Source organism: Rothia endophytica (assembly GCF_039543885.1).
Taxonomy (GTDB): domain Bacteria; phylum Actinomycetota; class Actinomycetes; order Actinomycetales; family Micrococcaceae; genus Rothia; species Rothia endophytica.
Genome location: NZ_BAABKP010000002.1, coordinates 288,046 through 313,134, shown reverse-complemented (window position 1 = coordinate 313,134; position 25,089 = coordinate 288,046). Strand labels below are relative to the sequence as shown.

The window sequence follows — 25,089 nt, the reverse complement described above, 5'->3', positions numbered from 1 at the left end:
TCCTTTATCGCCGGTATATGAGATACCTAGAACAAGCACGAGATAATCATGGGAAGATAAAAATATGAGTGTACAAGTCCCCGACACCAGAAGTAGAGATACCCAAGAGCCCTCTGCCCACTATGTTTCACCCGCACTTAAAATAGCGGCTGGCTGGTCCTGGCGTCTCCTCGTGGTGGGTATCGCCGCAGCTGCGCTCTACTGGATGTTCTCCAAGATCTCGCTGATCGTCATTTCTATCATGATTGCCGCGCTTTTGGCAGGGCTCGTGGCCCCGGTCGTTTACTTCCTGCGGAAAAACAAAATTCATGCAGGTATCGCAACAGCTATCACCGAAATCGGTCTTATTGCTGGCGTCATCGGCCTGTTAACGCTTGTTGGTCAGCAACTTACAGCTGGGTTCTCATCCCTGTCTGATCAGGTGGCAGAGGGCTGGAATCAGTTGGTTGCCCTGCTCAACAACCTCCCCATTGAGCTAGGTGCCGACCGTATTGATGGCTACATTAGCCAGCTCACCGAGGCAATCCAGAACAACACATCCAGCATCATCAGCGGTGTCGCCAGTGTGGGCTCAACCGCCGCTGACATTGGCACCGGCACCGTCATCGTTCTCTTTACCCTCATCTTCTTCCTCATGGAAGGTGAGCGTATCTGGCTTTTCATGGTTAAGCTTTTCCCACGCCGTTCACGCCTTGCCGTCAACGGAGCTGGTCGTCGTGGTTGGAAGTCACTGGTCAGCTACGTGCGCGTACAGGTCTTCGTCGCGGCGGTGGACGCCGTAGGTATTGGTCTCTCAGCCTTCTTCTTGGGCGTGCCGCTGGCTTTCCCCCTGGGCGTCCTGGTTTTTCTGGGTTCCTTTATTCCCGTGGTTGGTGCACTTCTGACCGGTGCTATCGCGGTACTGCTCGCTCTGGTAGCTAACGGACCTATCAACGCTCTTATCATGCTGATCATGGTGCTGATCGTGCAGCAGGTTGAATCTAATATTCTTCAGCCCCTGGTCATGGGTAAGGCCGTCTCTCTACACCCGCTCGCTGTCGTTATCGTGGTCATTGCTGGTTCAACCCTTTACGGTATCGTTGGCGCCCTCTTTGCTGTGCCTGTGCTTGCAGTCGTCAACACGGTGGTGAGATACCTTGCCGGACGAGAGTGGGAGAGGGACCCCGATATTAGACAGAGTGAGTTCCTCTACCCGCACGAAGTAAAACGCCGCAACAAAAAAGCGATTGCTGAAAAAGTTAAGGAACGCTTAGAACGCAAGAAGGAAATAGAAAAGAAGCAGGAAGCTACTGCAGAAGCGGTTGAGACCTCCACCGCCCCTGATTCTTCAGCAGCCCGTTAGCAACCAGCACACAACACAAAGGTAGACATCAGTGGAAGAACTGCCCGTTCAGCTTGCAGATATCCAAAACGCCGCCGACCTGCTTGAAGGCGTTATTGAGCGCACCCCTATGGCTCACTCCCGTGCGCTCAGTGAGATTCTAGGGACCGAGGTCTTTCTCAAGTGTGAGAACCTGCAACGATCCGGTTCTTTCAAGGTACGCGGGGCCTACGTCCGTATGGCACAGCTCAGTAGCGCTGAGAAAGCGCTGGGTGTCGTAGCAGCATCAGCGGGCAACCACGCCCAGGGTGTAGCCCTCGCTGCCTCGCGCCTGGGGATTGAGGCCAGAATTTATATGCCGCGCGGTGCAGCCCTGCCCAAAATCGCTGCAACTCGCAGCCACGGTGCTGAGGTGATTTTGCACGGCAACACAGTGGACGATGCTCTCGCAGAAGCCAAGCTGTATGCCCAGCAGACCGGTGCGATTTTTGTGCATCCCTTCGACAACGAGGACATCATCGCTGGTCAAGGAACCCTGGGTCTTGAGATTCTCGACCAGGTCTCTGACGTAGATACTATCTTGGTTGGTGTGGGCGGGGGCGGGCTACTGGCGGGTCTTTCTGTGGCGGTACGCGCCAAGGAGAAGGAACTGGGCAAAAAAATCCGCATTATCGGTGTGCAAGCAGAACACGCTGCTGCCTACCCGCCCTCACTGGCAGCGGATGCCCTAGTACCCCTCAAAAAGGTCTCAACCATCGCTGACGGTATCGCGGTGGGCCGTCCAGGTCAGTTGCCCTTTACTATCATCAAATCCCTGGTGGACGATGTTCATACCGTCTCTGAAGACGATATCGCCCGGGCACTCATCTTCCTTCTTGAACGAAACAAGTTGGTAGTTGAACCTGCAGGTTCTGTACCAGTTGCTGCCCTCATGAGCGGTTCATTGGCCGAGAAGTACGGCGACTTAGGCACCACGGTGTGTCTGCTTTCCGGCGGTAACATTGACCCTATGCTGATGCTCAAGGTCATCCAGCGCGGTCTTTCAGCGGCAGGTAGGTTCATGACCATCAAACTGATGCTAACTGACCGCCCCGGTGAGCTCACCTCAATCTCCCGTATCATCTCTGAACACGACGCCAACGTAACTGGCGTGGACCACACCCGCTTAGGTGGTGCCCTATCCATGGGCGATGTTTCAATCACCATCGACATGGAGACTAAGGGCGCCGAGCACTGCAAAGAGGTCATCGCTGCTCTAGAGGCTGAGGGCTACCAGCCAATCGTCGTTCAGTAACCTGCTTTTCAGCCTGACATACAACAAGGCCCCGGCGTATCCACCTGTGAGGGTGAAGACGCCAGGGCCTTAGTTTATTGCAAGCTTTTAGCCGGTAAAGGGCTTAGCTGAGATGATCTTAACGGGAATCTGCTTACCGTTGGGTGCTTCGTAGGAAAGTTCATCACCAACCGTGTGACCATTGATGGCAGCACCCATGGGTGACTTTTCACTGAAAACCTGCAGTTCGCTGTCACCTACCAGGGAGTCAGCAACTTCGCGAGAGCCGAGCAAGAAGCTTAGCGCCTTACCGCCGATTTCTGCCTCAATGACCATGCCGGGCTCAACGATACCATCATCAGCAACGGGCTGATCTGAGACCTGGGCGTTGTCCAGCAGATGCTTGAGCTGGGCGATACGGCCTTCGTTCTTGCCCTGCTCCTCGCGGGCTGCGTGGTAGCCGCCATTTTCTTTAAGATCGCCTTCATCACGGGCAGCTGAGATGCGTTCTATAATTTCCTGGCGGTAGGGGCCAGAAAGGTGGTCGAGCTCAGCCTGCAGACGGTCATATGCCTCCTGGGTGAGCCAGGCGCCTTCGTTTTCAGCCATTTTTCCTCCTTGGGTGCGGCTTTCCAGCTAGGCTGGGCAAGATCCGCTACTAACGAGAGAGGCACCCGCTAACCGGGTGCCGCCCTGAGATATATGTGACCAATTTTACCCATAGAGGCAGGCGTTGACCTAATGTTCCCCCTGAGCTAAAGAGCTACTTCTGTTCTGGGATCCAACAGGAATCAACGGTCACTGTATGGGCTTCACCAAGTGTGCGTAGAGCTACGGTTTGCACAGAGATTCCGTTGCCGTTTTCATCGGCATAGGGGCCAATAGCAACTTCCTTCCACCCTACCGGCGCTGCTGAAGGGTTGAGAGCCTTGAGCGCGCACACTGCGGTATCTTCAGGGTTTTTGCTGACCTCGAAGGTGACATCAACTTCATTAACACTGGTCAGCGTGAACCCGACGTCCCGAGCTGTAGGCTTATCCTGTGAGGAGATCTGTACCCAAAGGACAAATGCCACGCCCAAAGCAACGCCTAGTGCTGCCAGGGTATACCAGAAAGCTGCGGACATTTTTTTGCGTTGGGTGCGTTGACCATAGCGTTTAGAAAGGGTGGGTGCGGTCATTGTGCTCATTCATCTGGGGTAATACTGGGGTTTATGGTGCTCGGCTCTTTCGCTAGAATTGAGCACAGCAAAACAGCGGGTCACCACTCCTACGATACCGTTTCTCATTCACCGATTCACCTCCTAGCGCCGAAAGCATCATGATGATTACACCTCAGTCACAACCTCTCTTTGATCGCGCGCACCTTGCTCCGCTTGAGGAAGACTACACCGGTTTGCGCATCTTAGCAGTGCATGCTCACCCCGATGACGAGTCCTCTAAGGGCGCCGCTTCCATGGCAGCTTATGTTCAGCGCGGAGCGCGCGTGATGGTTGCATCCATGACAGGTGGTGAACGCGGCGATATTTTGAACGCTGAGGTTGATAGCAACCCGGCAGCTCACCGCGACCTACCGGGAGTTCGACGGTCCGAGATGAAAAAAGCCGCTGAAATTCTGGGTGTAGAGCACCGTTGGGTGGGATTTGTCGATTCCGGTCTCCCTGAAGGTGACCCCCTGCCGCCTTTACCTTTTGGCTCCTTCGCAACGCTACCCCTTGAACAGGCCGCCGCGCCTCTCATTCGGCTAGTGCGGGACTTCAAGCCCCACGTGATCCTCGCTTACGATGAGATCGGCGGCTACCCCCACCCGGATCACATTATGAGCCACCGGGTAGCTATGGAGGCCTACGATAAAGCCGGAGACTCCACCGCCTATCCGGGGACCGGTGCGCCCTGGGAAGTCTCCAAAATTTATTACGATCGTACCTTCAGCCCTGATCGTATGACGACTTTTCACAACTACCTGGTGGAGCAGGGGCACGAATCACCCTTCGCCCGCTGGGTAGCTGAGGCAATGGAAGGTGACGGCAAGGGGCACACCCCACCGGTTTCCCGCCACAAAACCACCACCCGCATCCTTGCGGCAGATCACTTTGACCAGCGAGATGCAGCTCTACTGGCCCATCAGTCACAGATTGCTCCCGACTCCCTCTTCTTTGCTATCAGCCCCCAGGACCAAAGCAAAATCTGGCCCTTTGAAGACTACGTACTTGCTTTCAGTAGAGTCAGCTCCCAGCTGCCAGAAACCTGCTTCGCAGCAGGTATTGATTACGCAGCGCGCTAAGAAGGGTGAGCTATCTTCCCCACCACCTATAATGGGAAGATAGGCTTAAGCGCTTTTTACGTTCCACGACCCTAAGGATGCCCAACCGTGTCATCTCTGACCCTTGTAGCCCTCACCGTTGCAGCAGAAGCGACCCCCACCGTCATCACCACGGTTAACCCTGATGGCACCTTCCGCGGGTCTCCCGGGATCGTCGGTTTCGGAGTGACCTTCGTGCTGGCTGTGGTCATCGTGATGCTGGGTCTTGACCTCACCCGCCGCGCTCGCCGTCTGCGCTATCGGAGCGAATACGCCATTGCCCGTGAAGCTGAGGAGCTAGCGAAGGCCGAGACCGCGGCATCCGCTGCTCAGGTCGCTACCCCTGAAGTGCACCCCACTGTCAAAGATGAAGCGGTGGTAGCGCAGGATCATTTGCGCCGCCCGCACTAGATACCGTGCCCTAAGGTCATAAAAGAAACCTGGCAGCCCCACATGGGGTGCCAGGTTTTTCTTATGCTCCTGGACTAGACAGCGAAAATTGCCAGCATGACCGCAATGTAGTGCAGAATAAAACCGATCACGGTACAGGCATGGAAAAGTTCGTGGAAACCAAAGATGGAGGGGGACATGCGCGGCCACTTGCTGGCGTAAAATATTGCGCCAACGATATAGAAGGCACCGCCTGTGGCAATCAGTATCATGGCGGCAGGTGATACCTGCCAGAAATCACCGAGGAAGAAAACCGCTAAGAGACCCATCACCATGTAGATCGGGGTGTAGAGCCAGCGGGGAGCACCCGTCCAGAGTACGCGGAAGAGCACCACCAATAGTGCACACCCCCAGATTGTCCAGAGCAGGACTGCCTGCTTGGTTCCGCTCAGCAGAGTGAGTGCGATGGGGGTATAGGTGCCGGCAATGAGTAGGGCAATGTTCGCGTGATCCAGCCGCTTGAGCAGCATTCGTGCTTTAGCCGGCCAGAAGCCACGGTGGTACATGCCCGAGACACCAAAGAGCAGCACGCCGGTGAGGGCGAAAACGGCGCAGGCAAGAGCAAGCGGTCCGCCCCCTGAAAGGGCGATGAGGACGATGCCGGCAACAAAGGCCACGGGCGCAAAGGCCGCATGAATCCAGCCGCGCATTTTAGGTTTACCGTTGAGACGGTAGAACTCCATGATTTCGTGCTGGGTTTCGCTAAGACGCTCCATGACCCCGTGGTAACGGTCATGAGGTGCTACCTGCTGGCCGGAGGACGGTGAGTTGGTGGTCTTTTCCATATATTTAGTATGGCAGGTATAAATTCTGGTGAAAAGTAGATGCCGGGACGTGCAGTGATCTTGAGCTGTGGGCTGATGGGACAGCGCCCGGCACCAGGGCAAAGGGCTAGAATAGGGTAGTGAAAAACCTCTCTGATCGGTCAGGAGCCAGCATGAAACTACCTCAACCCCTCTACACGGTGTATGAGCGGTCGCTGGCGGCCTCCTTGCCAGTTGAAAAGTTGCCCCAGCACATCGGTGTTCTGGTGGACGGTAACCGCCGTTGGGCGGCTTTGTCAGGTCAAAGCACCAAGCACGGGCACCAGGCCGGCGCTGCGCGCATTATCGAATTTTTGGGGTGGTGCACTGAGCTTAGAATTCCGATGGTCACCCTCTACATGCTTTCAACCGAGAACCTCAAACGAAGCAGCGAAGAGCTCACTGACTTAGTGGAGGTTATTGAAGGGTTTATCGGTCAATTGGCTGATTCTGGGCTGGCCCGCATCCGAGCGGTGGGTCAGCTGGAGTCGTTGCCAGATAGCCTGAGATCTGCCTTTGAAGGGGCAACTGCCCAGACCGAAAACGTGCAGGACCTGCAGGTGAATGTGGCGGTGGGCTACGGCGGTCGCCAGGAAATCGCCGACGCCGTGCGTGGCCTTCTGCGAGAGGCTGCTACCAGTGGTGCATCCCTGGCAGAGCTCTCTGAGAGTATCACCATTGACGATATTTCCCGCCATCTCTACACCAGCGGTATGCCGGACCCCGACCTGCTGATTCGTACCTCCGGTGAGCAGCGACTTTCGGGCTTTATGACCTGGCAGTCCGCCTACTCGGAGTTCTACTTCTGCGAGGCACTCTGGCCGGACTTCCGCCGCGTTGACTTTCTGCGCGCTCTACGTGACTACGCCCAGCGGCAACGCCGCTTCGGCTCCTAGAGCCCGATGCTGACAATCATTGCGGATTTCGCCGCCCGGGGGTTGAACGGGGATTGGCGTGCTGGCGCCTCAGCCCTTCTGCTGGTGTGGGCGCTGGGTTACTTTCTGGTCACTGCCTGGAAGCTCTGGGCTATCGATGTGAGGGAACACCGCCTGCCGGACCGACTGGTGCTACCCATGTATGCCGGAGTGGGAGCGCCTCTCTTTGCTGTTGCCTTTCTGGGGTCAAACACCTTTAACGATGCCCGCGAGATAGCCTACAGCGGGATGCTGATGATGGGCTTCTACTGGATGATGCGTCTAGCCTCCCGCCGCGCTCTGGGCTTCGGCGACGTTAAGCTCGCCGGTGTGCTGGGCATGCTCTTGGGCTTTTTCTCATCCACTAACCTGCTGTGGGGTAACGTGCTTATCTTCTTATTCGGTGGGCTCTGGGCACTGACTCTGGTCATCGCCCGCCGTGCCAACACCAAGACTCATATCGCTTTTGGTCCTTTCATGCTGCTGGGCACGGCGCTGGCAGTATTCTTCCCCGCCTGACCCCTGCATCCTACGAAAGGGGCGCTCATGCCCACTCCAGAATTCATTACCTCCCTGCGAGAGAAAATCGGCAGTGAACTGCTCTGGCTCTCCGGCGCCACTGCCGTCATCCAGCGCGATAGCGGGGATATTCTGCTGGTGCGACGCTCCGATAATGGCAATTGGACGCCGGTCACCGGCATTGTAGACCCTGGGGAGAACCCCGCGCTAACCTGCCTGCGGGAGGCACAAGAAGAAGCCAACGTAAAGATTGAGGTGGTCGCCTTTGCCCAGCTTAAGGCTGACCCTCCTCAGCAGTTCACCAATGGCGACCGCTGTCAGTTTTTAGACCACACCTTCTACTGCCGTTACATTTCGGGCGAAGCGCGCGTCAACGATGAAGAGTCCAGCCAGGTGCGCTGGGTGCCGGTAGAACAGCTCGCTGATTATTGCGGGGCGCGTATGTTAGACCGTATTGACGCTGCCCTCAACTATCGGGACGGTGCACGGTTTGGTTTCGAGGCTGTCTAAGAAGATTCGATGGTGCTAGCCCAAGGCTCTCGTTGGAGGCCAGCCTAGCCTAGCGAAAAAGAAAGCACGGTGCTCATCTGCTGTGGTTTGGCAGGCGCGCACCGCGCTTTCCCTTGAAGGGCTGGTAGAGGCCGGGGAGGGCTTAGAAGTTGCCCAGCATCTTGGTGACGTCCAGGGCCTCGTCTAGCTGAGCCTCGGTCACTTCGCCGCGCTCCACGTAGCCCAGGGCAATGACAGCCTCGCGCACGGTGGTCTTGTTAGCCACCGAGTACTTAGCGATCTTGGCTGCTGCCTCGTAACCAATCAGCTTGTTCATAGGGGTCACGGTAGAGGGGGAGGCCTCTGCCAGGAAGCGGGCACGCTCCACGTTAGCTTCAAGACCGTTAATCATTTTGTCAGCCATAACGCGTGAGGTGTTGGCCAGCAGACGGATGGACTGCAGGAGGTTAGCCGCCATGACGGGTATGCCCACGTTGAGCTCAAAGGCGCCGTTGGTAGAGGAAAGGGCGATAGTGGTGTCATTACCGATGACCTGGGCTGCTACCATGATGGCGGCTTCACAGATCACGGGGTTGACCTTGCCGGGCATAATCGAGGAGCCGGGCTGCAAATCGGGGATGTGCAGTTCGCCCAAGCCGGTGTTGGGCCCTGAACCCATCCAGCGAATATCATTGTTGATCTTCATGAAGGAGTAGGCGATGTTGCGCAGCTGGCCGGAGGCTTCAATCAGGCCGTCACGGTTTGCCTGGGCTTCAAAATGGTTGCGCGCCTCGGTCAGGGGCAGACCGGTTTCTTCCGCCAGAAGTTCAATGACGCGGGCGCTAAAGCCGTCAGGGGTGTTAATGCCGGTTCCAACAGCGGTACCGCCCAAAGGGACCTCTGCGATGCGAGGCAGGGAGGCGTGGATTCGCTCAACACCGTAGCGTACCTGCGCTGCGTAGCCGCCAAACTCCTGGCCCAGGGTCACGGGGGTAGCGTCCATCAGGTGGGTACGGCCGGACTTAACGACGTCCTTGAACTCCACAGCCTTGCGCTCAAGTGACTCAGCAAGGTACTCAAGAGCGGGCACCAGGTCTTTGATCAGCGCTTCGGTCGCTGCCACGTGTACAGAAGTGGGGAAGACGTCGTTAGAGGACTGGGACGCGTTGACGTGGTCGTTGGGGTGCACCTCAGCCTCGGAGCCTTCAAGCTCACGGTTGGCAAGGGTTGCCAGTACTTCGTTGGTGTTCATATTAGACGAAGTGCCAGAACCGGTCTGGAACACATCGATGGGGAAGTGTGCATCGTACTCGCCGGCGGCGACCAGGTCTGCGGCCTTCTGGATAGCGGTGGAGCGCTCAGCATCGAGTACGCCCAGTTCTTCGTTAGCCTTTGCAGCGGCTTTCTTGATGAGGGCCAGGGCGCGGATGTGGGCAGACTCCAGTGTCTGACCTGAGATGGGGAAGTTTTCCACGGCACGCTGGGTTTGCGCGCGGTAGAGGGCATCTACCGGTACGCGGACTTCGCCCATAGTGTCGTGTTCAATGCGGTATTCAGTGTTTTCAGCCATACCCACGATTTTAGTACGAAGCAGTGACGCCTGTCGCATTGGAGCGCAACATGACGGCAGAAAACCATGCCGCAGGATTAATCGGTGATGCTGGGGGAGCTGGAGTAGACCAGCTCGGCCTTACCGTCGGAGAGGTGGTAGAAGACGCCAATGACAGCCACGGTTCCACCCTCGACTGCCTCACGAATGATGGCTGACTGCTCGGCGATGCGGGCAGCGGTCTGGCGGGTGTGTTCAATGACCATCTCATTAATGGTGGCATCAACGGGTAGGTCGGGGGAGATCACCGATGGCAAGATGCCTTCGACGAGGTTGCGGATGAACCCTGGAGGCATGGTGCCAGAAATCAGTGAATTACGGGTGGCAGTGACTGCGCCGCAGGAGTCATGCCCCAGCACCATGATGAGGGGGATTTCGAGTTCAGCTGCTGAGTATTCAAGGGAGCCCAGCACCGCATCATCGAGCACCTGACCAGCGGTACGCACCACAAACGCATCTCCCAAGCCCAGATCAAAAATGATTTCGGCGGCTAGACGTGAATCCCCGCAGCCCAGAATAGCGGCAAAAGGGTGTTGTCCGTTGACTAGCTCAGCACGCCGGGCGGCGTCCTGGCGGGGGTGGGAGCTGGTGTTGGCCACGAAGCGTTCGTTGCCTTCTAACAGTCGCTCCCAAGCTTGCTGCGGTGTTGCAATCAGGCTCACAATGTTCTCTTCTCTACGAAGCAGTGTTTCTAGGGTCTAAGCTAGCAAGCTAAGCTACCAAAAATAGTATGACACACCTAACTTTTATCCAATGCCGCTAGAAGGAGTGGGCGAGGCAGTAGAAGACGGAGCCTTCAGGTAAGCGACCGTTGCTTCTGCCAGAGATTCAAATTCGGGAGCTTCTGCTTCACCCATCATGATGACCGTAGTGCCTTCAAGCTCTCCGATATAGTTGGTGGTGATCTTATTCTTATCATCAGGGTCAACCTGGGAGCGCACTTCCCACTCAGTCCCCGCCATCTGAACCTGCGCTTCGGGCACTGCATTGCCTACCTGTTGCGCAACCCAGGTGGGGTTGGCGTCCTGAGCCTGGACCAGCTCGATGAAATGGTTGCTGGGGGTCACCTGACCGCTGGACCAGTAATTGATGCCGTCTGCAGCGCCGGTGTTCCAGCGAGCGTAGTTGTAGTGCCAGCCTTCCTGCTCGGCCGCAGCCACGTGGTAACCTGCCTCACGGCTTGCTTCGTAAGCAACGACCGGCACATCTACGGTGGGCCGGTAGGGGTTCTTGTTAGGTTGTGGCATTAGCCAGAGCACGGGGATGATGAGCAGCAACATCACCACCATCGAAATAATCATGTTTCTCGCCGGAGCGTTAATACGCCTTGCTTGCTTTTCAGTAATCTGAGGCAGCACCTGCTCACCACTTTGCGCATCAGAAGACGCGGGGGCGTCGGCAGGCTGCGCTGAGGGATGGAAATCGGGAGTATTGTTCGATGAAGTCACGCTTTCTAGTATGACCTACCAGAGCATAGAAATCGAAGATACCTCTTGCCCATGACCTACCTCACCCTCATCGGGGCTTCCGTAAATGTTCCTTAACAAAGCCTAGAAGAGAGTAGGCTAAATAGAGGCACATAGCCACACCGGGACCAGTATGCCAAGGTGCCCCGGAGCAACAACTCAAAGGTGAGAAGATGATCGAACCCTACATGTCAGACCGTAACCTAGCTCTCGAACTAGTGCGTGCTACCGAAGCCGCAGCCATCGCCTCCGGCCCGCTCGTAGGTGCTGGAGACAAAAACATGGCAGACGGAGCCGCGGTAGATGCCATGCGCGCCCGCCTGAAGACGGTTCACTTCAACGGCACCGTAGTCATTGGTGAAGGCGAAAAAGACGAAGCCCCTATGCTCTTCAATGGTGAGCAGGTCGGTGATGGTAGCGGCGCTAAGTTCGACGTTGCGGTAGACCCAATCGACGGTACCCGCCTCACCGCCCTGGGCATGGATAACGCCCTCTCAGTCATCGCGGTTGCTGAAGGCGGCACCATGTTTGACCCCTCAGCCGTCTTTTACATGGAAAAACTGGTCACCGGCCCCGAAGCCGCCGACATGGTGGATTTACGCCTACCGGTCAAACAAAACCTACACCTGGTGGCTAAAGCTAAAGGCACACATATCAACCAGCTCACCGTCTGTGTGCTCGACCGCCCACGCCACGCCAAGCTGGTTGAAGATATTCGTGCCACCGGCGCTCGCACCCGCATGATTCTGGATGGCGACGTGGCTGGTGCCATCGCAGCCTGCCGCGAAGGCACCGGTGTGGATCTCATGATGGGCACCGGCGGCACCCCCGAAGGTATTGTCGCTGCCTGCGCTATCAAGGCAACCGGCGGCGTCATTCAAGGACGTCTGGCGCCCGTAGATGATGCCGAGCGCCAGAAAGCCCTCGACGCTGGTCATGACCTGGACGCCGTGCTGAATACCGATGACCTGGTAACTACCGATAACTGCTTCTTCGCAGCTACAGGTATCACCGACGGCAAACTGCTCCGCGGTGTGCGCTATGGTCGCGACACCGTCACCACCCAGTCGCTGGTTATGCGCTCGCTCTCAGGCACCGTGCGACTCATCGAAGCTGAGCACAAGCTCTCACGCTACCTCACCAACGTAGCCGGTATCATGTCCCGCTAATACCATAAACGCCCCAGCCACGTGGCTGGGGCGTTTTTTATGGGTTAACCGCAGTTCTACTTGCCGACCTTGGTACGAACGGTGGACATCGTTTTCTGCGCGGCCGGTAGCACCTTGGTCTGGGCCAGCTTCTTAGCCTGAGCTAGGCCCTCACGAGCGGCTCGAATACCCTGGTAAGCGCGATAACCCTGAGCTGATACGGGTAAATCCCAGGTTCCGGGGAAAGCCACTGATTCGCCGCCAAAAGACTTCTTGAACTGCGTGAAACCTGCCCACTCATGGTTAGGGTCATCATTGGGAGCAATGCCGAAAAGATCCATATATTTCAGGCCCTTCTCCTTAGCATCCATTATGATGGTGGAGAGCAGCGGGTTACCAGCTTTGAGCTTGCGGTGATCAAAGCTAACTGCAGTATGGGCGTAGACACGGGTATCGTCTGAGTCGTAGCAGAGGGAAGCACCGATAGGTTCGCCGTCAACCTTGACGATAAAGAGAGTGGCGGCGTCCTCGGGCATCAAAACCTTAGCCACGTTCATCAGGTAGTCGTCCTGCTGGCGATTAAAGCCAAGGCGCTCTGCGGTCTCGTTGAGGTAGTGCAGAAGAATTTTGACGTCTTCGGGGTTCTGAGACTTCTCAAACGTCACACCCTTTTTATGGATATTGCGGTGCAGGTTTCGGTTGGATGAAATCATGCCCTTGAGAAGTTCATCCTCGGAGAGGGTTAGGTCAATAATTTGGGTATGACCGGGCTGAATCTGGCGGGGGGAGAGTTTGAACCCTCGCGCTGCCAAGAAAGCTTCGCCGCTCTGCTGGCCCCAGATCCTGTCGTTAGTTGGCTCCACTCGAATGAACCAGCACTTGTGTTCGGCAGCAACTCTCTTCATATCGGCTATGGCCGCATCAAAGGCTGCAGCATTCTCTGCCTCAGGACCGTAGGGGGAGTAAAGATAACGCCCTGTGGAGCCACCTTCAACGGTTGCCATGTAGTTCCAGCCTTCGCCCGAACCCCGCACTACCGTGTGCCCATTATGTTCCTGAAGTTTAGCCCAAATATCTGACTGCAGAATGTTACTCATGGCGTTCAGTCTACCGGTTAGGGAACGGAGCAGGTGCCATTGGGTGAGAGCTCACTGGCTAGCTGCGCGCGGAAGGACACAGGTTCAACCGTTACAGCGTCAGAGATTGTGCTTGTATCGGTGTCAGCTATTTCAGAGGTAGAAGACCCACCCTGCGCCGTGGTGGCCGTGGGGGCGATACCCTGGGCCGACTCAGAAATCATTTTTTCTACTGCTGCATGGAGCTGATCAAAGTCTGGGTAGGTCGGGAAATCTTCGCTGAAGTAGGGCGGCCCAGCGGCGAACTGAATCAGATCGTAGTCCTTGGACTTCAGCGCCACATCACCCAGCTGGGATAAACCGCTTTGAGGGATATTGGTTTCCACCACCTGCTCACCTGCTGCAGTGATATCGGCGAACTTGGTCAGCACATTAGCAGGGTCAAGCTGCTTGAGCATAGCAGCCTGAACGCACCGCTGGCGTGCCTGACGGTCGTAATCCGAGGCGCCCTCTCGTGAACGGGCATACCAGAGAGCATGGAAACCATCTAGCTTCTGCACACCTGGCTCAATGTAGCCGTCAATGGGGTTGGGCTCACCCGTGAGCTCGTTGGTACCCCCGCCAATGGGAACGTAACCTCCAACATCAATGGTGATTCCACCCAGGGCGTCCACCAGTTGCTCAAAACCGCTCATATCAATCAGTAGGTAGTTCTCAACCGTAATCCCCAAAACCCCTGATACCGCATCCATGGTAGCTTCAGCGCCAGGATCCTCTGCCTCCGGGTACAGGTCAGGGTAGTTAGCGGTGACATCAGGGTAGAGAGCGTTGAGAATACACTCGTCTCCACAGTTGAAGCCCTCTGGGTAAACAGACCAGAGAGGGGAACCCTGCTCGAAGATTGCGTTCTGCAGGTTGCGCGGCACCGAGATGGTGATGGCCTGCCCGGTTGAAGCGTCGATACTGACTACCGTCATAGAATCCGGGCGGCGGCCCACCCGGTCTTCGCCGGCGTCCCCTCCCATGAGCAGAATGTTGTAACGGCCCTCGTTCTCATTCAGAGCGCCGTCAGCGAAGATAGAACCGAGAGCTCCCCTGCCTACCCAAGTGATGTAGGCGCCGTAGCCCAAGCCACCACCGGTGACAAAAATTGCTGCAATCAGGCAAAGGGTTACCAGGGTGCGGTGCTTACCGGCCAGCAGACTTGGACGGATAGCACGCAGAGTATCGAGGAAGAGATACACCCAGCCTGCGGCTAGAGACAGCAGGAGGAGGGCGAAGGCGGAGAGAAACCAGGTATTGGTAAACAGCGAAAGCACCATGGTGCGGCGCATCAGCCAAAGCCCCAGCATAAGAATGATGAGAGCCCACACCGTGAGAGTCACGGCCAGTGCCCGCTTTCCTACCACCTTGCGGTCGGTCATCAGTTGAACAGAACCGGGTAAGACCAAAGTGAGCAGCAGAAACAGCCATGCTCTTTTAGACCGCAGGGCAGGTGAAGCTGCTTCTGGGTGATGCAAAGGATCAGTCAGATTGGGTTTGCCCAGATTCTGACCACGGCTACGCATCCCGCTAATCGGATGAACGGGTTGAGAATCACGCTGATCTGACACGATGGCCTCCCCTGGGCTGAACAGCACCAATATGCTCTTTATCTAACAGAGAAAAACTCTGCCTCACCACATTAGCTAAAGAATCTGGGTGTACCACCTGTACAAGGGGGCTAAACCCTGAAGAGGAGGCACACTTCACAAGTACAACGCTATTCTTTAGGGGGCGTAGGGTGCTTTAGCATCACTTTCTGATGCATCGGGAGCTGGGTGTGCGGGGTCAGGGCGCTCGCCGGCTTCTTCAGCGGCGTCCTCGATGCGTTCGGTGACTTTAGCGCGCAGGGCTGAGCCCTTGTCCATGGCGGTCTGGCGCAGTGAAGCCGCGAAGTCGATCATGTCTGAGCGCACCTGGCGGGCAAAGCTATCATCGCCGCTGCCCAGGATACGCAGAGCCAGCAGACCTGCATTACGGGCACCGTTGATGGAAACAGTAGCCACGGGCACTCCGGCGGGCATCTGCACAATGGACAGCAGAGAATCCATGCCCTCTAGGCTCTTGAGCTTGACCGGGACGCCGATGACCGGCAGGGGAGTCACTGCAGCCAGCATACCCGGCAGGTGGGCAGCACCGCCTGCTCCGGCAATAATGACACGGATGCCGCGTTCGTGGGCTTTTTTGCCGTAATCAATCATGTCCTCAGGCATGCGGTGGGCTGAGACCACATCAGCTTCGTAAGGAATCCCGAATTCTTCGAGCACCTGGGCTGCGGCTTCCATGACGGGCCAGTCAGAGTCAGAGCCCATGACGATGCCGACGATGGGGTTAGATGAGTCGTAGGGTGAGCTCATGAGCGTCTCCTTGAAGTAATGGCTAGGCGCCGTGGGTGAGTAAGTGAGCTGCCGTGGTTGCCTGCTGCCGCATAGTGGGCAGGTTGCTACCTATCATATTGATGTGACCGATTTTGCGCCCGGGCTTGGGCTCTTTGCCGTAGAAGTGCATTTTGGCAGCAGGGTCGTTGCCCAGAACCTGGGGGTAAACACCGAAGATGTCTTGATTTTCTCCACCCAAGAAATTTTTCATCAGAGCGTAATCGCTCTTGAGGGAGGTATCTCCCAAAGGAAGGTTGGCAACTGCGCGCAGATGCTGTTCAAACTGGCTGGTCACAGATCCGTCCTGGGTCCAGTGCCCAGAATTGTGGGGGCGCATAGCAAACTCATTGACCATGAAACCGGCAGCAGAGCCGGGCACTTCAAAGAGTTCAGCTGCCATGACACCGGTAACATCTAGTTCGGTGGCGACCTGAACAGCGGCTGCTGTAGCTGCCCTCATGAGATCTTCAGAGAGACCCGGGGCAGGAGCAATCACTTCATCGCAGACCGAGTTCACTTGAATAGATTCAGCTACCGGCCATGCACGTACTTCACCGGAATCTCGGCGGGCTACCAGAGCCGAAAGTTCGCGGGTAAAGGGTACCTTTTCTTCAACGAGGAGGGATGAAAAATCGGTGCGTTCGGACAGCTGATCAAACCAGGTAGCCGCCTGGTGGCGCGCCTGGTCGGCGTCATCCAGCACCAATACGCCTTTGCCGTCATACCCGCCACGCGGTGTTTTAAGGACGACGGGCCAGCCGGTCTCTTCGCCGAAGACCAGTAGTTCGTTGAGGGTCTTTACCTCAGCCCAGGTGGGATTGGGCAGACCCAGGCGGTCTACCGCCTTGCGCATCTCTAACTTGTCCTGGGCATGGACCAGGGCGCCAGGTCGGGGCTGAACGTTGACGCCATCATCAATGAGCCGTTGCAAGAAATCGGTGGGCACATGTTCGTGATCAAACGTCAGCACATCGACGCCGCGAGCGAACTCGCGCAGGGTATCAAAGTCCCTGTAGTCGCCCACCGGGGCGTAGGGAACAGCGCGGGTGGCGCAAACATCATCAGATTCAGCTAGAACCTGTAGTTCTAGACCGAGTTCGGTTGCAGCGGGTGCCATCATGCGGGCAAGCTGCCCGCCTCCGATGACACCGATTTTGGGGCCAGTTACAGGAAAAGTCACTCTTTTAGGGTACCGGTCACACTACCGCTTGTAAAAGCCTGTCCTAGGGGTCACGACAGGGTGACCTGTGAGCAAATACGTAACGAACTTTCGAGAGCTCGCACAGGGGCCGCTGTATATTTGACTCAATACAGCCCTAACCTGAACTAATTCGGGGTGCCGGGCCCAAGCTTTTCGGTGCTGGGCCCGCTGGGGGCACCGAAGATAAGGAAACCATGAGCTCTTTTTCTGAGCGGCTAAAACTCATCTGGCAGTCGCACGGCCGTGAAGTCCTACAGTTTTTGTCCGTGGGCGGTGCGGCCTTCGTCATTAACTCGGCCGTGACGTGGACTCTCATGCATTCCATCTTTGAGGACGGGCACGGTAAGGCTAAAGTAGCCGCCGGTATTGTTGCTACCCTCTTTTCCTGGGTAGCTAACCGCCTGTGGACTTTTAAGGAAAAGCGCACCGGAAATAAGTGGCGCGAAGCGATTGAATTTGCCATCGTGAACGCAATCGGTATCGGTGTTGAGTTAGGTTGCGTGCTCTTTAGTTTCTATGTTCTGCAGTTGACCAGCCCCACGGCGTCCTTCGTCTCGGGCACCATTATCGGCACCATTTTGGGTACCATCGTGCGCTACTTCCTCTACAAATTCTGGGTCTTTTCCAAGAGCAAGGGCAAAACTGACCTGACTGAAGAAGAGCGCCGTGCTCAGCTTATTGCCGAGACTACGCAGATTATGACTGGACACATCCCCCAGGTTAAGGCTGAGCAAATTAAGCGCCCTGAGAGCAACGGCTCCATCAGAGCTGATCGCTAGCCTAAATCTTGGGGAGCTGTGGCCCTTTCATCGGACATAATGCGATTCTTGCGCTCATCGGCCCACTCTTCTTGCGGGTCAAGAACCAGCACGCTGTAACCAGCCATGAGCGCCCCCAGTACATCAACGGTGGCATTAAGGCTGAGCTTAGAAGTTTCAAGCAGCAGCGAGTGCTTCCCTGTTGCTGTGAGCTGCGATAATTGCGCCGCCCGGGCTGCTACCCGCTGCATGAGCTCACGGTAGGTTAGCCCCTTGAAGGCCGCATCGCTCTCGTGGGGCAAAGAGAAACCGCTGTAAGCATCAGAGTGGGAACGCACCTCAGCGCAGTAATCGGTGGTACCTGCCGGCACCTGCCCCATAAATCTCATAGAGAGGGGGCCGCGGTCGACCAGCACAGGGTATTCAGCCGCTGATTGCTCTATCTCAGCCGGTGAGAAAGCCGCGTGCACCTGTGAACCTTCGCCCCCACCCTCAAAGGTGAGTCTCGCCCCCACTCTTAGGCCCGCTAAAAGCAATACTAAGCTGCGCCAGTGCACCTGCTGGGTCAGCGTATATTGCTGTGCGGCACCCAGCTCACATTCATCCACCAAGAAATTTGCTGATTTGCTGACCCAGTTATCTAACACGCGCCCTGAGAGCTCGATACGCTCTCCCGGCGCTGAGTACCACAGCAGGGCTGGGCTTTGACGCCGGGCTAAAGATGAGATGAAGGCAGTAAAAGTGGGAATGGAATCTATAGTCATATTCTCTACTTTAGTAGAGCGTCGGATGAGGGCCATAGAGCAGGGCGCCTAGCTGAAAGCTGTGGTTTGCATATACCATAGTGAAACGCAAATCTGAGTGAGAAGCCCGGTCAGAAACACATAATTTTTAATCTCAGCTTGACGAAAGGGGCATTACACACGTGTAATTAGGTGCAGGGAATTTTTTACGAACAGACATCACGGTGCCTTATCAGCCCCCTTCGGGGAATAAAAAGGCGATGTAGGCCAGGCTGTTCGGGAAGGCCAGAGCGGCAGTCCGGCGCCCAGTCGCCGGGTTTATATCTACCGCGCATTCAGTCCTGACCAGGATATGAAAGGGAAGACAATGGGCTCTTACAGTCACCAGCCTCACGGCGATGCCGGTGGGCGCACTGCAGGGGTTCAGCACCACAATATGCACTCCGCCCAGTACCTTGAACACCAAGCAAGCAACTTTCTTGCCCCCGTTGCAGAACGGGAGCCAGCCCGCACACCCCAGATGGGTTCTGCAGGACCCCAGGAGGCTGCGTCCAGTGATGCCGATAACCTGTCATTGTGGCAGCAGGCAGCCGGTATCTACAGCACAGATGGGGACGAAGGCGAGCTCTCATGGCAAGCTGATGCTCTGTGTGCACAGACTGATCCTGAAGCTTTTTTCCCCGAAAAAGGTGGATCAACTAGGGACGCCAAGCGCGTGTGCAGTGAATGCCCCGTACGTGAGGCCTGCCTAGAATACGCCATGGAAAATGACGAACGCTTCGGCATCTGGGGCGGTCTTTCAGAGCGCGAGCGCCGTCGTCTGCGCAAGCAGGCCATCTAAGAAAGAAAGGCTTGTCATATGGCAACTACTCGCCAGTGCTCGCGCCAGACCTGCCAGCGTGAAGCTATTTTCACGCTCACCTATGCATATTCCAATTCCACGGCTGTCATTGGTCCTCTTTCAGTGCACCGTGAACCGCATGCCTACGACCTGTGTGAATTTCACGCGGACCGTCTGACTGCTCCCCAGGGCTGGGACGTAGTACGCGTAGCTTCCCCGGTAAGTGCTACACCTGAGCAAGAAGCTCCAACCCAGGGGTCCTACCCGCCGCTTCGCGGTCTATAAATCACCCTCTTACTGTGGCAGTGGGGCCTTAGTGTAGGCGGAGGAGCCACTGGCTCAATATGACACCGTCACCCAGCGCTTACTTGACCTTAATCACAGACGTGTGACGTAGCCAGGTCGCGTAACCGGCCCTCCAACTATGTCTTAGATAGCTCACATCAGATAAAATGTGACGAGCACACTAACACACTTGCACCCCCCCCAATACCTTTAGGAAGTACGTTTTCGTGGAACATCCTCACTCCGGTTTATCTCGCGATGCCTGGACCAGGCGGTCCTTTGTTACCGTGGGCGCCTTAGGTACCGTTACCCTGGCTGCCTGTTCGACATCCTCTGAGAATGCAGCTGAGAGCGAGGTTTCACCTAGCACCACCTCTGCCACCCCTTCACCAACCCCTGAGAAGGAGTTTGCCGGGACGGTAGAGGTCTACCCGGCTTTGGGTGAGGTAGAAATCAACCCCGTCGAGAAGGTGACTGTAACCAGCCCTGACTCAACCCTGACCGACGTTACTGTCACCACCCCTGAGGGTGCTGAGTTAGCTGGCGAACTGTCAGACGATGGGAGTGTCTGGACTTCCACCGACAACATGCTTTTCCACAGCGACTACACCGTGAGTTGGCAGGCAGCGGATGCTGAGGGAACAGCGGGTGAAGGCGAAAGTACCTTCTCAACCGTCACCTCTCCCTACGAAGCAGATGTCATTGTCAACGTTACTGACGGTAGCACCTACGGCATTGGGCGAATTCTTCAGTTCAACTTCTCTGAACCCGTGCTCAACAAGGCCGAGGTGGAAAAACGAATTAAGATCACCGGCGGTGGCGACCAGGCAGGCAAATTCCGCTGGTACAACGATTACATGGCACGCTACCGTCCCGCTGATAAGTGGGCGACCAACTCAACCATCACCCTTAACATCGATTTGTTTGGGCTGGATATCGGCAACGGCATGATCGGTAATCACAACACCGCCCTGAGTTTCAACACCTGGAATAAGCGGTACGCACTAGCGGATAACCTTACCAAGACCATCAAGATTTACGTTGATGATGTTCTGGTGCGGGAGAACCCCATCACTCTGGGGAATGCTGAGTGGCCCTCAGTGGTAGGTGAGCTGCCCATCATGGAGAAGTCTGAAAGCTACTACTTCAACCCTACTTCTCTTGAACTTGAAGAGGATGATGAATACTACTACGAGCCCTTCTGGGCGTCCTGGACGGCGCGACTGACCAGCGGCGGTGTCTTTGTGCACCAGGCACTACCCACCGCCTGGTCTTCTGTAGGTGTTTACAACGTGTCGCACGGCTGCATCGGCATGCTACCTGAGGATGCCAAATTCTTCTACAACACCTTCGGTGTAGGTGACATCGTGGAAACCGTGAACACCGGCTACCCCCAGGCTGACCCGGATGATGGCTACGGCGACTGGAACATTCCCTTTGAACACTACAGCGACTCAAGCTGGGTAGGTAACTGGTAGACCAGCCCTTTAGAGAAGCTCCCGCCCCTCCTGTGGGTGGGAGCTTTTCTGCGCCCTGCTGCATACAGTACAGTGAAGCAAGCACACATCAATCACAGGGGAGCGTTATGACCCAGGGACCAGACCAGAGCCAGAAGCCAGAACGAGAATGGGGCAAACTTTCGCCCGCTATTTCCTCACCCACAGCGGACTCACTTCTATCTGCTCGTCGTAAGGAAAGCATCGTGCCCACAGAGGCACCAGCGCCCGGCGCGGAAACTCCCTGGACATCCTCCATACCCGCGGTGGCAAGTCACCGGGCAGACGCCTTAGAAGAGCACGGGCAGTCAGCTGAGCAAGAAACCACAGCGTCTCTGCCTGCTGAAGCCTCGACCGCTGAAGCCCCGACCACCGGTGGCTCTGATCCTGCTCCTCAACCCCTAGCGGCCTCCATCGCTACTGCCGAAGAAGCCAGTGTGCGGGCTGAAGCTCGAGAGACTGCTGTGGAAGATCGCCCACGCTGGCTAGCAGCTCGTACCGCACTCATCGCCCTAGCGGTTCCCCTGCTGACCCTCCTAACAGCCGTGCGGCTCATCGCCACTCACGGCTTCCTCTGGGCCGAGTATCACCGCCCAGGGTTCCCCGCTGACAGCTATGGCTTTGACACCCAAGAGCGTCTGCGCCTGGGGTCCTACGGTCTGGACTACATCCTTAACTTTGCCCCCCACACCTACCTCTCTGAGATCGAAACCGGGGGAGCTACCGCCTTTTTAGCCTCCGAGGTAGAGCACATGACCGACGTAAAACGGGTCATGCTGATAGCACTTACCGCAGGGGCCCTGCTCTTTATCGCTGCTCTATTTGCCAGCCGATCACTGCGCACCCGCGCACCCGGTGCCATCAGAAAAAGCCTTTTCACTGGCTCCTGGCTCACCCTGGGCATACTCGTTGCACTGCTGGTGATCGGGCTTTTGGGCTGGGAACCCCTCTTCACGGCCTTCCACCAGCTTTTCTTCCCCCAGGGCAACTGGCAGTTCCGCATGTCAGATACCCTCATTCGCCTGTACCCACCCCAGTTCTGGGTGGACGCTGCGCTCGCTATCGCAATTCTCACCCTGCTTTTCAGCCTGGTACTCATGATGCTCACCTGGCCTACCCAAGCCCGTAAGCAGCGGGCACTCGCCCGCCGCGCGCAACGTCAGGAACTCCAGAGGAAGCTCAGCCAGTAGAGCTACATTGAGTGATAGTACTTGCTTTAGATCCAGGCGTCGAACCACATACGCTGGCGCCACTGGTCATAGGGCACCACCTCAGCGGTCCAAATGGGCCAGAAGTAAATTGAGATGAGGAGCGCGAAGACGGTAAAGAGCCCCACCGTCAGCAGGCCCAGCCGTTTGCGCCGTACGCTATCGCCCGGGCGTCCAAGTGCCAGCCCCAGCACCCCTGCCAACATCAGAATAAGGTAGGGCTCAAAGGAGAGGGCGTAGAAGAAGAACATGGTGCGCTCTGGGTAGGCGAACCAGGGTAGGTAGCCCACCGCGAAGACTGCCAGCAGGGCACCGAAACGCCAGTCCCTGCGCCACAGCAAGATGAGCAGGGAAAACACCGCAACGATGATGAAGGACCACCAAATCAGTGGGTTGCCAATGTTTAGTACCGCCTGAGAACAGGATTCTACAGTGCAAGCACCCTCACCCATGCTGGAGGATTCGTAGAAGTAACTGGTCGGTCGCCCCAAAATTAACCATTCGGCTGCTGAGGACTGGTAGGTATGAGGTGAGCTGAGACCCGCGTGAAAGCTGTAGGCAGAGCGGTGATACTCCCAGAGGGACCGCAACGAATCAGGGAGCCAAAGCAACCCCTCACCCGGGTGCTCGGCCGCCCAGTTACGGTAAAAGGCGGTGGATGAAAGAAACCAGCCGCTCCAGCTGGCTAGGTAGGTCAGCAGACCGGTACCAATAAGAGCAAAGAACGCCAGCACGCCGTCCCCTAGGAAACCTGACACGTACCAGTGCCTCACACCCGCTATACGGCGGGCGTTGGCGTCCCAAAAGACGGTGAGCAGACCAAAAATCGCGATGAAAAAAAGAGCGTTCCACTTCACGCCCACTGCCAGACCCGAGCAAACGCCGGCAACCAGGCGCCAGTAGCGCAGGCCCAGAGCGGGGCCGAAACGCATGAAAGAGTCAGTGGGTGCTCCACCGTTGGACGCCGCGTGTGCTGCAATCCGGCGTGCCAGCGCCCGGCGCCCCTGATAGCGGTCAAGGAGCAAGGCCACGAAGGCGGCAAGCAGCCAGAACATCAAGAAAATATCGAGCAGGGCAAAACGCGACTGTACAAAGTGAAGACCATCAATACTCAGCAACAAGCCAGCCAGAGTTGCCACGGTGATAGACCTAAACAGTAACCAACCTGCAAGCATCACCAAGCCAATGGAAAGGATACCGGTGAGGGCGGCAGCAAATCGCCAGCCGAAGGGGTTATCGTCGCCAAAGAGCAGCATGCCCACGGCAATCATCCACTTGCCGACCGGTGGGTGCACCACGTACTCAGCCGAATCCTGAACGCCCGACGGTGCACCGGCAACGAAGGAGTCATTTGCTCCCTCAGCCCAGGTACGCTCATACCCGAAATGCAACAGCGAGTACCCGTCTTTAGCGTAGTAAGTTTCATCGAAAACAATAGCGTTGGGTTCAGCCAGATTCACCAACCTCATCAACCCGGCAAGAAGCAGAACCAGTGCAGGCGCCACCCAACCCCAGGAGGGCAGTGAAACATACTGCACCGCCAAACGTGCTCGTAGGGCTTTTTCTGTAAAAGCGTCGGTGAGCGTCATAACGGCGGCGGGCCGGGCACTATCATTGGTTTTCACCCGTCCTATGCTAGTTGATATCGGGCTGTTTCTGTGGGCAGACCTGCCTCATCGTTTGCGTTATCAACAGATGAAGCGGTGATATTGCACCCCTTTTCTGGCGCACCCCTGTTGGGCTTTGACCGGCTCCTAGTAGGATGGGCACGTTGAAAATTACACCCTAGGAAAGCAGATAATGAGTCAGCCTGCCGCAAAACCCGCAGCTCAAAAAGACACAGCCCCTTCACAGATCGCTTTAAACCTGGTGCGTGGTGCCCTTATCGGGACGGTAGAAACCGTGCCGGGTGTTTCCGGCGGAACGGTGGCGCTGGTCGTGGGTGTGTACGAGCGTCTCATTAGCGCGGCGTCCTCACTGATGAGCGGGATCAAAGAAGTAGCGGTGAGCACCGTGCGCAAGGACCCTGCCCAGCGCAGCGCTGGTTATCAGCGGATTAAAAACCTGCCATGGGCACTGCTGCTTGCTATCTTCTTGGGTATGGGCGTAGCCGTTGTATCGATGGCGCACGTGATGAGCTACCTGGTCGAGGAACAGCCGGTACTGACCAGCGCCGCTTTCTTCGGCATGGTGCTAGCCTCCCTCTACGTACCTTTCAGTTTCGCCGGTAAGTGGCGGGGCAGGGATTGGTGCTACGCCCTGATTGCTGCAGGCATCATGTACTTCGTTGTCTCTGTGCCGCCTGCCGGGGATATGTCTAACCCGCCCTGGTACATCATTATGGGCGCGGCGGCTATCGCCATTGCAGCTCTCGTCTTGCCGGGCCTGTCCGGTTCCTTCCTGTTGCTGAGCTTTGGGCTATATCAAACTACTATGAACGCTGTGAGCAATTTTGATCTCACCTATATCACTCTTTTTGGGCTGGGCGCAGTTTTGGGACTAGCTACCGTGGTCAAGGGTCTGGAGTGGGTGTTGCAGCATCATCATCACCTCACTCTGGTGGTGCTGGCCGGCGTCATGCTGGGTGCACTGCGTGCCCTCTGGCCCTGGAAAACTGACAGCAACGACCTGCTGGCGGTGGGCGATCAGGCCAGTGCCGCGCTTATCTGGTGCCTGGTGGGCTTTGTGCTGGTGGTACTGGTCATTCTTGCAGATAAAATCTTCAACAAACCTAAGGTAGTGCATCAGGAAACGATCTAGACGCTCTG

General features: G+C 56.6%; 26 protein-coding genes. 14 read left to right on the top strand and 12 right to left on the bottom strand.

What is annotated here, in order from left to right; genetic code table 11:
• Nucleotides 1–64 precede the first annotated feature (64 nt).
• Together ABD982_RS07955 and ilvA are read left to right on the top strand one after the other, a co-directional pair.
• Nucleotides 65–1,342: an AI-2E family transporter gene (locus ABD982_RS07955; RefSeq protein WP_345446254.1), complete on the top strand. Its 1,278-nt coding sequence runs from the start codon at nt 65–67 to the stop codon at nt 1,340–1,342.
• A 31-nt stretch (nt 1,343–1,373) separates the two neighbouring features.
• Entirely contained in the window at nt 1,374–2,615 is a 1,242-nt protein-coding gene (gene ilvA / locus ABD982_RS07950) for a threonine ammonia-lyase (RefSeq protein ID WP_345446253.1), read from the top strand.
• Between the two features lie 87 nt (nt 2,616–2,702).
• Here ilvA and greA read toward each other — a convergent pair whose 3' ends face one another.
• On the bottom strand, nt 2,703–3,203 hold the full coding sequence (gene greA / locus ABD982_RS07945) for a transcription elongation factor GreA (protein ID WP_251380654.1): 501 nt from the start codon (nt 3,201–3,203) through the stop codon (nt 2,703–2,705).
• 154 nt (nt 3,204–3,357) lie between these two features.
• A complete protein-coding gene (locus ABD982_RS07940; RefSeq protein WP_251380655.1) occupies nt 3,358–3,774 on the bottom strand; it encodes a DUF4307 domain-containing protein in 417 nt (138 codons plus the stop codon).
• 143 nt (nt 3,775–3,917) lie between these two features.
• On the opposite strand from ABD982_RS07940, the gene mca reads away from it, so the two are divergent.
• The gene (gene mca, locus ABD982_RS07935; RefSeq protein ID WP_345446332.1) at nt 3,918–4,877 is read left to right on the top strand and encodes a mycothiol conjugate amidase Mca; all 960 of its coding nucleotides are present in this window, start codon (nt 3,918–3,920) and stop codon (nt 4,875–4,877) included.
• A gap of 87 nt (nt 4,878–4,964) precedes the next feature.
• Entirely contained in the window at nt 4,965–5,306 is a 342-nt protein-coding gene (locus ABD982_RS07930) for a hypothetical protein (RefSeq protein WP_345446250.1), read from the top strand.
• A gap of 74 nt (nt 5,307–5,380) precedes the next feature.
• Here ABD982_RS07930 and trhA read toward each other — a convergent pair whose 3' ends face one another.
• Nucleotides 5,381–6,130: a PAQR family membrane homeostasis protein TrhA gene (gene trhA / locus ABD982_RS07925; RefSeq protein ID WP_345446247.1), complete on the bottom strand. Its 750-nt coding sequence runs from the start codon at nt 6,128–6,130 to the stop codon at nt 5,381–5,383.
• Between the two features lie 152 nt (nt 6,131–6,282).
• Between trhA and ABD982_RS07920 the strand changes: the two genes are divergently transcribed.
• From ABD982_RS07920 to ABD982_RS07910, 3 genes are read left to right on the top strand one after another with little or no spacing between them, the layout of a single operon-like run.
• The gene (locus ABD982_RS07920) at nt 6,283–7,044 is read left to right on the top strand and encodes an isoprenyl transferase (RefSeq protein ID WP_345446246.1); all 762 of its coding nucleotides are present in this window, start codon (nt 6,283–6,285) and stop codon (nt 7,042–7,044) included.
• Nucleotides 7,045–7,050: 6 nt separating this feature from the next.
• Nucleotides 7,051–7,581, top strand: coding sequence for a prepilin peptidase (locus ABD982_RS07915; RefSeq protein WP_345446244.1), 531 nt, complete (start codon nt 7,051–7,053; stop codon nt 7,579–7,581).
• Nucleotides 7,582–7,608: 27 nt separating this feature from the next.
• Entirely contained in the window at nt 7,609–8,091 is a 483-nt protein-coding gene (locus ABD982_RS07910; protein ID WP_251380660.1) for an NUDIX hydrolase, read from the top strand.
• Between the two features lie 142 nt (nt 8,092–8,233).
• On the opposite strand, the gene ABD982_RS07905 is transcribed toward ABD982_RS07910, so the two are convergent.
• The 3 genes from ABD982_RS07905 to ABD982_RS07895 all read right to left on the bottom strand — a co-directional run bounded on the left by ABD982_RS07905 (nt 8,234) and on the right by ABD982_RS07895 (nt 11,127).
• Nucleotides 8,234–9,640 (bottom strand): class II fumarate hydratase, encoded by a 1,407-nt coding sequence (locus tag ABD982_RS07905; protein WP_251380661.1) that lies wholly within the window; start codon nt 9,638–9,640, stop codon nt 8,234–8,236.
• 77 nt (nt 9,641–9,717) lie between these two features.
• On the bottom strand, nt 9,718–10,341 hold the full coding sequence (locus ABD982_RS07900; RefSeq protein WP_345446239.1) for a carbonic anhydrase: 624 nt from the start codon (nt 10,339–10,341) through the stop codon (nt 9,718–9,720).
• A gap of 84 nt (nt 10,342–10,425) precedes the next feature.
• Nucleotides 10,426–11,127, bottom strand: a complete 702-nt coding sequence (locus ABD982_RS07895; protein WP_345446237.1) for a DUF4245 domain-containing protein — start codon at nt 11,125–11,127, stop codon at nt 10,426–10,428.
• Nucleotides 11,128–11,318: 191 nt separating this feature from the next.
• On the opposite strand from ABD982_RS07895, the gene glpX reads away from it, so the two are divergent.
• Entirely contained in the window at nt 11,319–12,314 is a 996-nt protein-coding gene (gene glpX / locus ABD982_RS07890) for a class II fructose-bisphosphatase (protein WP_345446235.1), read from the top strand.
• A 56-nt stretch (nt 12,315–12,370) separates the two neighbouring features.
• Here the strand turns inward: glpX and ABD982_RS07885 are convergent, their stop codons facing one another.
• From ABD982_RS07885 to ABD982_RS07870, 4 genes are all read right to left on the bottom strand, one after another.
• The gene (locus tag ABD982_RS07885; protein WP_345446234.1) at nt 12,371–13,390 is read right to left on the bottom strand and encodes a lipid II:glycine glycyltransferase FemX; all 1,020 of its coding nucleotides are present in this window, start codon (nt 13,388–13,390) and stop codon (nt 12,371–12,373) included.
• A 17-nt stretch (nt 13,391–13,407) separates the two neighbouring features.
• Nucleotides 13,408–14,982, bottom strand: coding sequence for an LCP family protein (locus tag ABD982_RS07880; RefSeq protein ID WP_345446233.1), 1,575 nt, complete (start codon nt 14,980–14,982; stop codon nt 13,408–13,410).
• A 156-nt stretch (nt 14,983–15,138) separates the two neighbouring features.
• Nucleotides 15,139–15,768: a 5-(carboxyamino)imidazole ribonucleotide mutase gene (purE, locus tag ABD982_RS07875; RefSeq protein ID WP_345446232.1), complete on the bottom strand. Its 630-nt coding sequence runs from the start codon at nt 15,766–15,768 to the stop codon at nt 15,139–15,141.
• 22 nt (nt 15,769–15,790) lie between these two features.
• Nucleotides 15,791–16,909, bottom strand: coding sequence for a 5-(carboxyamino)imidazole ribonucleotide synthase (locus tag ABD982_RS07870; RefSeq protein ID WP_425570035.1), 1,119 nt, complete (start codon nt 16,907–16,909; stop codon nt 15,791–15,793).
• Nucleotides 16,910–17,184: 275 nt separating this feature from the next.
• Between ABD982_RS07870 and ABD982_RS07865 the strand changes: the two genes are divergently transcribed.
• Nucleotides 17,185–17,769 carry a GtrA family protein gene (locus tag ABD982_RS07865; protein ID WP_345446228.1) on the top strand — a complete coding sequence of 195 codons (585 nt, stop codon included), beginning with the start codon at nt 17,185–17,187 and terminating at the stop codon, nt 17,767–17,769.
• Here ABD982_RS07865 and ABD982_RS07860 read toward each other — a convergent pair.
• The gene (locus ABD982_RS07860; protein ID WP_345446226.1) at nt 17,766–18,512 is read right to left on the bottom strand and encodes a TIGR03089 family protein; all 747 of its coding nucleotides are present in this window, start codon (nt 18,510–18,512) and stop codon (nt 17,766–17,768) included. The two genes, ABD982_RS07865 and ABD982_RS07860, sit on opposite strands and share 4 nt — an antisense overlap.
• A 346-nt stretch (nt 18,513–18,858) precedes the next feature.
• Between ABD982_RS07860 and ABD982_RS07855 the strand changes: the two genes are divergently transcribed.
• The 4 genes from ABD982_RS07855 to ABD982_RS07840 all read left to right on the top strand — a co-directional run bounded on the left by ABD982_RS07855 (nt 18,859) and on the right by ABD982_RS07840 (nt 22,303).
• Entirely contained in the window at nt 18,859–19,332 is a 474-nt protein-coding gene (locus ABD982_RS07855) for a WhiB family transcriptional regulator (protein WP_345446224.1), read from the top strand.
• A gap of 18 nt (nt 19,333–19,350) precedes the next feature.
• On the top strand, nt 19,351–19,617 hold the full coding sequence (locus ABD982_RS07850; protein WP_345446222.1) for a DUF3499 family protein: 267 nt from the start codon (nt 19,351–19,353) through the stop codon (nt 19,615–19,617).
• Between the two features lie 227 nt (nt 19,618–19,844).
• Nucleotides 19,845–21,095, top strand: coding sequence for a L,D-transpeptidase (locus ABD982_RS07845; protein ID WP_345446220.1), 1,251 nt, complete (start codon nt 19,845–19,847; stop codon nt 21,093–21,095).
• A 107-nt stretch (nt 21,096–21,202) separates the two neighbouring features.
• The gene (locus ABD982_RS07840; RefSeq protein ID WP_345446219.1) at nt 21,203–22,303 is read left to right on the top strand and encodes a TIGR01906 family membrane protein; all 1,101 of its coding nucleotides are present in this window, start codon (nt 21,203–21,205) and stop codon (nt 22,301–22,303) included.
• Nucleotides 22,304–22,329: 26 nt separating this feature from the next.
• Here ABD982_RS07840 and ABD982_RS07835 read toward each other — a convergent pair whose 3' ends face one another.
• On the bottom strand, nt 22,330–23,946 hold the full coding sequence (locus ABD982_RS07835) for a dolichyl-phosphate-mannose--protein mannosyltransferase (RefSeq protein WP_345446217.1): 1,617 nt from the start codon (nt 23,944–23,946) through the stop codon (nt 22,330–22,332).
• Nucleotides 23,947–24,121: 175 nt separating this feature from the next.
• Here ABD982_RS07835 and ABD982_RS07830 point away from each other — a divergent pair, with 175 nt between their 5' ends.
• Nucleotides 24,122–25,081, top strand: coding sequence for a DUF368 domain-containing protein (locus ABD982_RS07830; RefSeq protein WP_345446215.1), 960 nt, complete (start codon nt 24,122–24,124; stop codon nt 25,079–25,081).
• The last annotated feature ends 8 nt before the right edge of the window (nt 25,082–25,089 follow it).

Bases quoted from the DNA above. Each gene is read 5' to 3' on its own strand.
- ABD982_RS07955 (WP_345446254.1), top strand. From the start codon at position 65: ATGAGTGTACAAGTCCCCGACACCAGAAGTAGAGATACCCAAGAGCCC.
- greA (WP_251380654.1), bottom strand. From the start codon at position 3,203: ATGGCTGAAAACGAAGGCGCCTGGCTCACCCAGGAGGCATATGACCGT.
- ABD982_RS07940 (WP_251380655.1), bottom strand. From the start codon at position 3,774: ATGACCGCACCCACCCTTTCTAAACGCTATGGTCAACGCACCCAACGC.
- mca (WP_345446332.1), top strand. From the start codon at position 3,918: ATGATTACACCTCAGTCACAACCTCTCTTTGATCGCGCGCACCTTGCT.
- trhA (WP_345446247.1), bottom strand. From the start codon at position 6,130: ATGGAAAAGACCACCAACTCACCGTCCTCCGGCCAGCAGGTAGCACCT.
- ABD982_RS07920 (WP_345446246.1), top strand. From the start codon at position 6,283: ATGAAACTACCTCAACCCCTCTACACGGTGTATGAGCGGTCGCTGGCG.
- ABD982_RS07915 (WP_345446244.1), top strand. From the start codon at position 7,051: ATGCTGACAATCATTGCGGATTTCGCCGCCCGGGGGTTGAACGGGGAT.
- ABD982_RS07910 (WP_251380660.1), top strand. From the start codon at position 7,609: ATGCCCACTCCAGAATTCATTACCTCCCTGCGAGAGAAAATCGGCAGT.
- ABD982_RS07905 (WP_251380661.1), bottom strand. From the start codon at position 9,640: ATGGCTGAAAACACTGAATACCGCATTGAACACGACACTATGGGCGAA.
- glpX (WP_345446235.1), top strand. From the start codon at position 11,319: ATGATCGAACCCTACATGTCAGACCGTAACCTAGCTCTCGAACTAGTG.
- ABD982_RS07885 (WP_345446234.1), bottom strand. From the start codon at position 13,390: ATGAGTAACATTCTGCAGTCAGATATTTGGGCTAAACTTCAGGAACAT.
- purE (WP_345446232.1), bottom strand. From the start codon at position 15,768: ATGAGCTCACCCTACGACTCATCTAACCCCATCGTCGGCATCGTCATG.
- ABD982_RS07870 (WP_425570035.1), bottom strand. From the start codon at position 16,909: ATGATGGCACCCGCTGCAACCGAACTCGGTCTAGAACTACAGGTTCTA.
- ABD982_RS07865 (WP_345446228.1), top strand. From the start codon at position 17,185: ATGAGCTCTTTTTCTGAGCGGCTAAAACTCATCTGGCAGTCGCACGGC.
- ABD982_RS07860 (WP_345446226.1), bottom strand. From the start codon at position 18,512: ATGACTATAGATTCCATTCCCACTTTTACTGCCTTCATCTCATCTTTA.
- ABD982_RS07855 (WP_345446224.1), top strand. From the start codon at position 18,859: ATGGGCTCTTACAGTCACCAGCCTCACGGCGATGCCGGTGGGCGCACT.
- ABD982_RS07850 (WP_345446222.1), top strand. From the start codon at position 19,351: ATGGCAACTACTCGCCAGTGCTCGCGCCAGACCTGCCAGCGTGAAGCT.
- ABD982_RS07840 (WP_345446219.1), top strand. From the start codon at position 21,203: ATGACCCAGGGACCAGACCAGAGCCAGAAGCCAGAACGAGAATGGGGC.
- ABD982_RS07830 (WP_345446215.1), top strand. From the start codon at position 24,122: ATGAGTCAGCCTGCCGCAAAACCCGCAGCTCAAAAAGACACAGCCCCT.